This is a genomic window from Ruminiclostridium cellobioparum DSM 1351 = ATCC 15832, from assembly GCF_000621505.1.
Taxonomy (GTDB): Bacteria; Bacillota; Clostridia; order Acetivibrionales; family DSM-1351; genus Ruminiclostridium; species Ruminiclostridium cellobioparum.
Map to the genome: position 1 here is coordinate 183,702 of NZ_KK211294.1, position 10,398 is coordinate 194,099.

Genomic DNA, 10,398 nt, shown 5'->3' on the forward strand with positions numbered 1-10,398 from the left:
TTATTTATTTAATCATGCCTAAAGGAGAAAGAGTACCATGATGACAGAAATTCTTGATGACGCACTGGAGATTCTGAAAGCACTTTTGCAGGGGGAAGAGGTTAGCAGAAACAGGAATGTGTTGTTATATGAAAAGTACAGATACAGCACCGATACTGAGGAAATGCTGCACTATGTTGCAGGTAAGCTGGAGCTGAGGATTTACAGCGGAAATGAAAGGCTTTTTATATGCCCCGAGGTTGGAAGCAAGCTTTTCGGCTGGTCCAATCAGGATCTGAGGGACAAAATTCCCTATGTTTCAAATAACAGTGAGCTTTTTACCGGCTACTTTGTTATTATGACTCTGATAACCATGTTTTACCGTGAGGCTTATCCTGACACTCCTGTTGCTTATATAAAGATAAGTGATCTGATTGAGGCAGTGTCAAGGAGGTTTGATACATTGTTGAATGTGGAGGAACTTGAAAAAGCAAGTGAGGAGAGACAATTCGATTTCTGCGAAATATGCAGAGTCTGGCAAAGGCTTCCAGATGCAAGAGAGGGTGTATCGGGAGGGAAAAATGATAAGGTTGCCTTTGTTGAGGTGATTTGCAGGTTTTTAAGTGATGAAAAGCTTGTAATCATTGACTGGAATCAGAGGATTGTCTACCCCACAGAAAAATTTAAGGCAATCATTTGGAATTACTATGAGGACAGGGACAACAGAAAAGATTTGCTGTCCTTTGTCAGGAGCCTGGAGGTGAGCATCTGATGCCCCATATAAAGGAAATACGATTGGTAAATGTACATTTCAATAACGCAACACAGTTTTATGATGATTTCAGAATGAAGCTTGAAGGGAAGAATGCCACCTATGATCTGGAAAATGGCGGTGGAAAGTCTTTATTGCTGCTTATGCTCCTGCAGACGGTACTTCCCAAATCGTATCTTCGGAAAGAAAAGCCTGTAAGCCTGCTGTTTCAGGGAGGAAAGGACAGGACCTCCCATGTGGCTGTTGAATGGATACTTGAAGAGGGCAGCGATTATAAATATTTGTTGACCGGATTCAGTGCCAGAAAAAGAAGAGGTACCGTCAGTGGCGGAGCAGCCGTGGAAGATGATGAAAATGTTACGGCAGGAGATATAGAGCACATTAACTGGTGTGTATTCTACAATGATAAAAAGATAACCGGCATAAAATCTGTGCCCATGTGTTCCGGGGAATCAGGCAAAAAAACATATGCCGGCTTTGATGATATCCGAAAGTTTATCCAGCAGGTAAGGCAAAAGGGATTGCCGGCGGAGGTTTTCGAAGGGATTGACAGGTACCAGAGCTTTATTTCAGGGCAGCAGTTGATTCCTGCCGAATGGAATATTATTAAAGGTATAAATAGCGGAGAAAACAGCATTGAAGCTTATTTCAGGCAGAATCCCACCTCCAGGAAGCTTATTGAAAATCAGTTTGTCAAAATTATTGAAGATGTTGAAGCCTTAAACAAAGGGGAAAAGAACAACGAGGAAAGCCTTCTGCTGGCAGATACGCTCATTGAGATCAGAAAAAGGCTCAGCGAGTATCTGAAGCTTAAAGGTCACATGACTGAGTTTGAAAAAATAAAAGAATATTATACCGAATTCGGCACTAGAAATAACGAGCTGCTGGAAAGTTTCCTGCGTTTTGAGGAATATAAACATCAAGCGGCGGCTGTCAGAAATCTCATAGGACAAAAGCTTCAGCAACTGAAAAGCTCAGAGTCTGAGACTTTGAAAAAGACGGAAGAAAACAAGGCGGGTGTAGCTGAGGGCAATACACTTTTAAAGCTCCTGCAGGCAGGACTTGTTACTTTTGAAATAACAGGGCTAAAGAAGGATCGAGATAGGCTTGAGTCTGAGTACAGTACCCTTCAGGAAGAACACAAGGAACAGAAAGAAAAGTATTTTGGTGTTATGGCACTGGAAGAGTACGGAGAATACAGAAAAGCAAAATCCAGAATGCTTGAAGCTCATAAGAGTCTTTCTTTACTGTTGACAGACAAGGATAAGGCAAATTTGGAATACGGAGAGACCGCAGGTAAGTTGAAGTACCTGTTAAATCAGAATTTAGTCAGATTTCATGCCACAGAAGCCGGCCTGAAAACAACTCTTGATGGTAATGTTATTGAAAGAAAGTTAAAAAATGATGAGCTAATGGAGCTTATTGGAAAAGAAGCAGGACTGGAAGCTGAGATAAAGCCATTAGTAAATATAGATATTGAGTTAAGAGGACTGTTGGATATACTGAACAAATATTTTATAAAAAATGGCGATATGGATGCTCTATTGGAACCCCAAAAGCTGATTGAAGCCACAGAAAAGCATAAATTTGAGCATGAGGAGCAGCAGGCTGCGGTGGTTCAAAGAATAAATGATATTGGTACAAGACTTCAGGTGCTTGATGTAAATATTGAAAAAATAAAAGGAGAGATAAGACTTAGTGAACAGGCCAAAGCTGTTCACGACCAGTGGCTGATGAAGTATCAGGAGGAATTTGAGAGCCTGAGGCAAAGGACCCTGGGCTTCAACAAAAACAGTCTGGAGGAATACAGTGAGGAGCTGGAGGTTCAGATTGAGAGGGAAGCTCTTAAAAAGCTGGAGTATGAGATAGAGATTGGAAGATTGAAGCAAAAAAAGCAGCTGTCTGAAAAACGGGGATATTATGTCCCAAATGAAGAGTTAATTACGTTTTCAGAAGCCCTCAGCACCAAATGTGAATATGTTAAACTCGGTATTGACTGGATTGCCGAATCAGGATCGGTCGAAAAGAAGGAAGCAATTTTGGATGAACTGCCCTTTTTGCCTTTTTCGGTTATAGTTGATGGAAAATCCTTTGAAAGGCTTAAAAATGGCAGAATTAAGACCGAATTCTCCTCTGATTATCCTATTCCTCTGGTAAATCTTGAAACTTTAAGAGGCCTGAAAGATCCGGCTAAGGGGGATATTTTCTATGTGTGCAGCTTTTCGGAACTATTAATCAGCGACAATAAATTTATTCAATACATGCAGGGAATAGAGGACAGACTGGTTGTGCTGGATAAGGAAGCAGAGGTGGCAGACACCCGGATAGTTAGTCTCAGGGAAGACCTGAATACACTCTTGCTTTTTATGAGGGAACATAAAAAGCAAGTGGTTGAGGAAAATATTAAAAAGGCTGAGAGGCTTGCAGGAGATATAGCCGAGAATAATAAAAAGCTGACTTCAGTAGGAAAAGAAAAAACGCAGCTGATTAACGAAAAAACGCAGACTGGAGAAATGCTTTCCCAATTGCTGGTATTGATCAGCAAGGCTGCTGAAAAGCTTGAAAAACTCCGTAACCTGATAAAACATCAGCAGGAGCAGAACCAAATCCGAAAGGAATTAAGTGAAAAGAAGGAGGCTCAGGAGGCTGTACAAAAAGCAAAAGCCCGAATAACAAATGAAATTGCTGCACTGGATGCGAAAACACAACAGCTGCAGGAAGAACTTCAGGGCCTGAGGCTGCAGCTTCATGACCTGGAGATGGAAGGGAAAGCAGTGGAAAGCTTTGCTGAGCTTGCAAATGTTCAGCAGTTGGAGGAGGTGCGTTCTGACTTTAATTCTTTGCAAGCTGCCATGGGTGGGCAGCTCGCTGATGAAAACAGGCTCAGACGGGATATTAAGGATTATCAGGAGCGCCTGTCAAATTCCGGAGATAGAATTAAAAGAGATTATCAAAGGGATCTGGAAGGTATATGGGAGTCAGAACAGAATGGAATTGCTGTTATCATACCAACAAAGGATATTATCCTGAAGGCAAAGAGTGAGAAAGAGAGCATTGAAACCATGCTCAGGAAGCTTCAGAAGGATATTGGGGATTTAACTGCAAGAATATCAAATGCAGAGGGTAAAAAAGGAGAAATTCTCAAAGGTATTTCTGCAAATGAAACAAAGGAGCTGACCGTTTATGATAGTGAAGAGAAATATCAGGACGAAATCAGATTTACCGTCGAACTGATTGAAAGCTACAGTAAGGAAATTATAATTCTTGAGGGTGAACTGAAAAAACTAAATAGTGAAAGTATAAAAATGAGCTCCCAGGCAGATTATTATGATTCCTTTATCAGAAGGACCGGTGTAACTACGGATTCCGCAGCCATTGCCTCAGAACTGAAGGATTTCAGGACATTTGAGGAAGAATATGTACTGCTGGAAAGAGCTATTAATCGTCAGTGTGAAAAATGGAGTGAAAGAATTACGTCCATCCGCCAGGAAACAACGGCCTTTGTAATAACTGAGCCTCTGGAGGAGCTTTCCAAAATCAGCCGTCCGGATACTGCAGCCCAGTGCAGGGAGCGTCAGCAGGCTTTCCGGGAGTATGTAAGCAATATTGACCAGCAGATGCAGAAAATCAGTAGTGACATATTGCAGTTGGAAAGCTACCAGCAGGATTTCACCCGCAGATGCATTCAGAGGGCTGAACTGGTTCTGGGGCATCTGAGGAAGATGGAAACTCTTTCGAAAATAGAGGTTAACGGAAGACGGGTAAATATGATTGAAGTAAAAATGAATGACTTCGAGGATAAAGAAAAGCAATTGCGCATGAAGAACCATATTGAAGGCATTGTCAGAGAAATAAGTGAAGATGGAGCTGTTGACAGAAAGCGTGTGGCATTAAAGCTTTCCACCAAGGAACTGCTTGCCCAGATTGTGGATATGGATAAAGCTGTCGTCAGACTCTATAAAATTGAAAGCATACCCGAAAATTCCCGTTTCTACAGGTGGGAATATGCCGTTGGTTCCGAGGGCCAGAATAATTCACTGTACTTTATTTTTGCGGCCTGCCTCATATCATTTATAAGAATGCTGTCCATAACCAATACTTCTCTGAAAACCAAAAAGGTAATCATTGCGGACAATCCTTTTGGAGCCACATCGGCAGTCTATCTGTGGGAGCCCATGTTTCAGATAATGAAGCAAAACCATATCCAGCTTATTGCTCCGGGACACAGAATTCCCAGAGAGATAACCTCTAGGTTCGGAGTGAGCTATCTCCTGAATCAGGATATTCTCCAGGACGGCAGAATGAGAGTGGTGGTAAAGGATGTGCGGGTTGAAGAAGATGAGGAAGTAATGCAGTATATGAATCCGGAGCAGTTGACGCTGATTTAGTGCTGATGGAATGTCTGCATATACGCTGTCACGATGCTCATTGATTGGGCAGGATAGACAAATAATTTCAATGGTAGTATAATAAGCATATTATAAGCATATAATACTACTATATGAGAGGTGGTTTACATAATGAACATCAAACCTTCTGCAGCAATTAGGAAGAATTACAACGAAATATCTGAGATATGCAAACATTCAGGAGAACCCGTTTTTCTCACTAAAAATGGCGAGGGTGATCTTGTGGTCATGGATATCGAAACCTTTGCAAGAAGGGAGAGCATGCTCAAATTGCGGGAAAACCTTATCGTCGCGGAAGAAGGAAGGTTATACGGGAAGCCCGGTCATACCATTGATGAGGTGTCTGAAATGATGAAAGTCGCTGTCCGTGAGGTGCTGGATGGACAACGAAAATAAAAGCTATCGGGTGATTATTTCCGACGAAGCCACTCAGATGCTGGTATCTCATGCACGGTTTCTGGCACAGGTAAGCGAGTCGGCGGCGTTGCGTCTGATTGAAGTCTTTCAGGAAAAAACTCAATCTTTGGAAGTGTTTCCGGAACGAAACCCGTGGCTGTCTGACCCTCTGATTCCATCAGGGAAATACCGAAAGCTCCTGATAGAAAAGCGATACCTGTTGATTTATAAAATTAGTGGAAGTACTGTTTACATTGATGCGGTTGTGGACACCCGACAGGATTATGGTTGGTTGTTATAAGTAAAATGCACAGGGTATTCTATTTATAACAGAAAATTCACAATATTTTCTATCTTCAGATACATTTTTGCTTGTATTTACATTTTCCTGCGCTAATATTATGGCTTTCTTGTTATGGTTTAATTATGTGGGGGTGCACACCCGACATATCGGGAGCGCGAATAAATGGGAAGGCCCTCGGATGAATGGCATTCATTAAAAATCAAGAAATGCAGTGATTGCAATGCTTTGAAAGATTACAGACAACATAATATGGGGGTGTAGCTCACATGGGAGAGTGTCACACTAGCCTGTCCCCCGAATGACTGGCATTCACGGCAAAATCGCAAAAAGCGGTGATTGTAACATATACAAAGTTCTGGATGAGCGAAAATGGAAATATATGGGGCTATAACTCAGCTGGGAGAGTGCCACAATGGCATTGTGGAAGTCGAGAGTTCGAATCTCTTTAGCTCCACCAAGAAACACAGTAACCGCAAGGCTTTCAGCCTTGCGGTTTACTATTATATGAATGAGAAGGCCGGATACTTGATAGAATTTTGCAGGCGAATGACTGGCATTCAAATCTAACAATTTGTAAGAATAATAACTTGTTCAGCATTTCAATAGCTTCAGCCAAGCGCTTATAAGCAAACAGATCCATGATTAGGACGGTCAAAGCTAACTGAAACGAAAAACCTTTCCCTTCGGTAAAAATGGCAAATTGCTGCCTTTGGGTAATAAAAATGCGTGCTCTCTATGGATTTTTAAAGGCTCGCAGTACCCATCGGTTATAATAAGAAGGGGCCCATCTGTTGGGAAGTCCTCGGCTTTTTCAAGCAAATCTATTCCAGGCTGTAATACAGTCCCTCCACGTCCCTTAACTTTTACACTCTCAGCTATTGCTTCCGGAGCCATATACCCCTGATCATACGCAGCAGCATCACAAAAAACCACCCGGACATAAGGTACATCACGCGAAATGCTGTAGCTGGCAATTGTACCTAATGCCTTTGCCAGCAAGGAGCGGTCCATGGAACCTGAGGTATCCAGAATGACGCCGTAAGTCCGTCCCTCCTCGGAACCTGCCGCGGGAATCCAGCGGGGGCGGGGTATATTTGGAGTAGATGATTGGCGCCTGCTTGGGCGTGCATATGAACGTACTTTTTCCAAGGGGGAGAAGTAATTGTCAAACCACTGTGCAAGCTCAACATCCCAGGGGACGGGAGGCTGGCTTAGAGCACGGATTTCTTCAATAAGTCCGGCGGGAATATACCCGCGTCCTTGTTCCTCATGGTAGGAAAGCCCCTGGCTTAAGGAACGTCTGTAAAAATCATCAAGATTGATTCCATCGCCTGTAGTCCACCAGTCTGAAGGTTCTTTCTCAAGAATATCACCAAGGCCAATACCCCTTAATGTAGCTAACTTCCTGTAGGTACGGATATCAAGGACAATCCGGTCGTAGATAGACTCAGCAGAAAGACCCTTAAGATCAGGATCATACAGTGTACCTATTTTGGGTAGCTCTCCAAGACCCATTTCGACAAGCCATCCGTTGATTACATAATCGCAAGCAATATTCCATAAATATGGCTCCCGGCCCTGACACCGTGCCTGATGTCGCAGACCTACATGCAGGAGCTCATGAGCCATGACAAAGCGGCACTCATATTCATCCAACCCGGCAGCAGGATTTATATAGATTTCTTTCACATATGCATTCACTGCTGCTACAGAAATGTCCATACGTGTACAGACAACAGGGTCCTCAATGAGTGTAAAACCGGCAGCGAGAGCACCTAATAGGGGAAAGCTGCTGATAAACCAGTTCTTAGCCCGGACAACGGCTGTGATACACTCCTTCTCAGCACCAAGAAAAGGCTCCAAGCCCCCGGCAACATTTACTGCACTGGTTACAGCCATGGAAAGACCTTTGGCAAAACAGGAGATCCAGTCCATTTTCCGACCGGCCCAGTCAGTCTTTTCCGCTGCCATAACCATATCACCACAGGTTGGCCCTGCAGTACCAAATCCGCTTAAAGTAGGTGGTATGCCTCTTTCAAGGAAATCCTTAAAAAGCCTCTCTTCAGTAGGTGCGGAAAAATCAACGGCATACTGCAAATCTGTAGGTGCACGACCCAGCTTCATATCAGACAAGAAACGAGCAATAAAGCAGTCACAGGCTGTATTCCATTTGATAAGGTCATCTTTATCTTGAAAATGACCTAAGCCTAAATGGAGCAGGCAATGGGCAATGACATAGGCCCACTCCAACGGCTCTCCGCGTCTTTTCGGATGAACATGGAGATAGCCGTTTCTTGTTATTACTGCCCAACCGTTTTCAGGGCATAAGTTGCCTTCTCTTCGCACATCATGAATATGCGAAAGGAGCGGGGAGAACATTGGATGCTGCTTAATCATGTTATATCCCTGAACATAGTTTTCATAGGCAATATCATGCTGCTGAACATTCTTTTTCTTTCCCATTGTTTACGCTTCTTTCCTTTCTACCAGTCTTGGAAGGTCACGTACAATATCAACCATAAACCATCCGGGCAGGCCTTCATCTTCACCTTGCCTTGATACGACCATCTGGGCTATTTCAAGACTGATGGACGCTAATTCCTTAATTAGGGCTTTAGCTCTATGTGCCAGTTTTTTCTGCTTTTCATTCATTACTTCCTTCTCATCAGGCAACTGCTTGATTAACTGTGCACGGAAGGATTGAGAAAGAAAATACAGAATATCTCTGTCTTCGGGTTTATGGGGCCATCTTTCATCACCATCCATGATGGCGGACAACTGGTACCTGTTTTTTATCTGCTTGATAAATGCCTTGAACTGACCTGCATGATGTGGTGAAAGACAGCCGTATGCCATTATTTCAAGCGCTTCATCGGTTATTCCTTCTCCATACTCATGGAGAGCATCACTAAGCATATGCCATGAACGCGGGGTGGAGAAGGGCTCTTCATGCTTTGGTGGCTGCGTCCAGAGATGATCCGGGCGTAAATTGATATATTCAATAATATAAGGATGTATTTCATTTACAGAGGCCCATTCCAGCCAATCCTTATGGGAGACCTTTAGCTGGACATGCATCATGCGGTTGATCAATGCTGAGGACATAGGCTTGACAATAGCACTGTCCTGCGCTCTGTTACCGGCACCGACAACGATAGAGCCCTTAGGAAGTTCATACTCACCGATTCTGTGTTCCTGAATCAGACTGTAAAATGCCTTCTGGACCTCCTGACTGCATGCATTCAGTTCGTCAAGGAAGAGACAATACGGTTCTTTCCTTGCGATCATCTTCGGGGGGCAGAACTGGCTTACTCCATCCAGGATTTGGGGAACACCAATGATATCCTCCGGCGCCAATTGACTTCCGAGCAGGGAAACACAGGGAAGACCCAATGATTCGGCAAACTGCTGCACCAGTGTGGACTTGCCGATGCCTGGAGGTCCCCAGATGAAGACCGGACGAACTACTGCTATATTCAGCAGCAGTTCGGATAACTGTTTTTGTGTTACTGTGGCGGATATATTCATGTATTACCTATTCCTTTCAAAATACACCATTTGCTTAAGCCTGAACTCTTTACCTTCATAAACCCTGAGAGGGTTTCCCCTTTCGAGAGTATTATGCTGCATCCACATTACTCTTTTATGGTTTGAAAAACATTCATCATTCTTAGCTTTGATAAGGTTTGACAACCGGCTTAAAGCCAGCTTTTTATTCATGTATTGAGATCTTTCCTCGCTTGCTGTTGAAGTCAGGCCGGTAGGAAGGTGAAATGCTCTGACGGCAGTTTCGACCTTATTAACGTTCTGGCCTCCCGGACCTGAACTTCTCATGGATTCGAACCGTACATCCTTTTCTGAAAAAGATAGTCTATCCGGGTGTTCAAATACTTCAATATTGATAAACCAGTTCTTCCGCCTGTGGTTAGGACGGTACGGGCTTGTGCAAACCCACAGGATGGTGCCACTGCTTATTTCATTAAGAGAATTATCGTCTGGGGCTTCCAAGGATAATAGCACGGATTGTAAGTTTCCTGTTACATGTCCGGGTACTGCAGCTAAGACGTTGGCTTTTATATCTTTTTTATTGCATTCTTTCCTGAATGCTTCCAGGAAAAGGCTCACCGCAAGCTCACATTCATCGGGACCCTTTCCGGAGCTTATTTGTATCCACATAAATCCTCCTATGCTTTATAATAATACTCTCGAAAACTCCAATAGCTTTCGAGCTCTATGTTTTAAGATGCAATTTTCTTCTCGCACCTCTAACATTCTCCAGTTTTTTACTTTAAATTTTCCAACAACATTTACCAGTAGTAACCATATATGGTTACTGTACACCTTGACATTAGCTTCCAAAAATTTGAAAACCACAGCGTATGGTATTAATTGCCATAACACTGGTTTTGGAGGCTATATTAATGTTGTGTAATTGGAACTCTCATGTAGACTATCAAAAGAAACTTCTGCTGGATTTGATTCTGTTTTCTGAAATTGAAAAAAGCAGGGTGGTCTCTTTGGAAAAGTCTCTATCCAAA

Annotated in this window: 7 protein-coding genes and 1 tRNA gene; 5 read left to right on the top strand and 3 right to left on the bottom strand. The window is 43.0% G+C overall.

From position 1 onward, the window contains the following. Positions 1–37: 37 nt before the first annotated feature. The 5 genes from T344_RS0125345 to T344_RS0125370 all read left to right on the top strand — a co-directional run bounded on the left by T344_RS0125345 (position 38) and on the right by T344_RS0125370 (position 6,317). The gene (locus tag T344_RS0125345; RefSeq protein WP_027631033.1) at positions 38–751 is read left to right on the top strand and encodes a DUF6063 family protein; all 714 of its coding nucleotides are present in this window, start codon (positions 38–40) and stop codon (positions 749–751) included. Next, positions 751–5,139, top strand: coding sequence for a coiled-coil domain-containing protein (locus T344_RS0125350; protein ID WP_027631034.1), 4,389 nt, complete (start codon positions 751–753; stop codon positions 5,137–5,139). The genes T344_RS0125345 and T344_RS0125350 overlap by 1 nt, the downstream gene beginning before the upstream one ends. A gap of 132 nt (positions 5,140–5,271) precedes the next feature. Continuing rightward, the gene (locus T344_RS0125355) at positions 5,272–5,556 is read left to right on the top strand and encodes a type II toxin-antitoxin system Phd/YefM family antitoxin (RefSeq protein ID WP_027631035.1); all 285 of its coding nucleotides are present in this window, start codon (positions 5,272–5,274) and stop codon (positions 5,554–5,556) included. Beyond that, positions 5,540–5,857 (top strand): type II toxin-antitoxin system RelE/ParE family toxin, encoded by a 318-nt coding sequence (locus T344_RS0125360; RefSeq protein ID WP_027631036.1) that lies wholly within the window; start codon positions 5,540–5,542, stop codon positions 5,855–5,857. The genes T344_RS0125355 and T344_RS0125360 overlap by 17 nt, the downstream gene beginning before the upstream one ends. A gap of 384 nt (positions 5,858–6,241) precedes the next feature. Next, positions 6,242–6,317 (top strand) — tRNA-Ala (locus T344_RS0125370). Between the two features lie 200 nt (positions 6,318–6,517). Here the strand turns inward: T344_RS0125370 and T344_RS0125375 are convergent. From T344_RS0125375 to prfH, 3 genes are read right to left on the bottom strand one after another with little or no spacing between them, the layout of a single operon-like run. After that, a complete protein-coding gene (locus tag T344_RS0125375) occupies positions 6,518–8,323 on the bottom strand; it encodes a vWA domain-containing protein (RefSeq protein ID WP_027631037.1) in 1,806 nt (601 codons plus the stop codon). A gap of 3 nt (positions 8,324–8,326) precedes the next feature. Beyond that, positions 8,327–9,388 (bottom strand): AAA family ATPase, encoded by a 1,062-nt coding sequence (locus tag T344_RS0125380; RefSeq protein WP_027631038.1) that lies wholly within the window; start codon positions 9,386–9,388, stop codon positions 8,327–8,329. Positions 9,389–9,391: 3 nt separating this feature from the next. Further along, positions 9,392–10,036, bottom strand: a complete 645-nt coding sequence (gene prfH / locus T344_RS0125385) for a peptide chain release factor H (protein WP_027631039.1) — start codon at positions 10,034–10,036, stop codon at positions 9,392–9,394. Positions 10,037–10,398 lie beyond the last annotated feature (362 nt).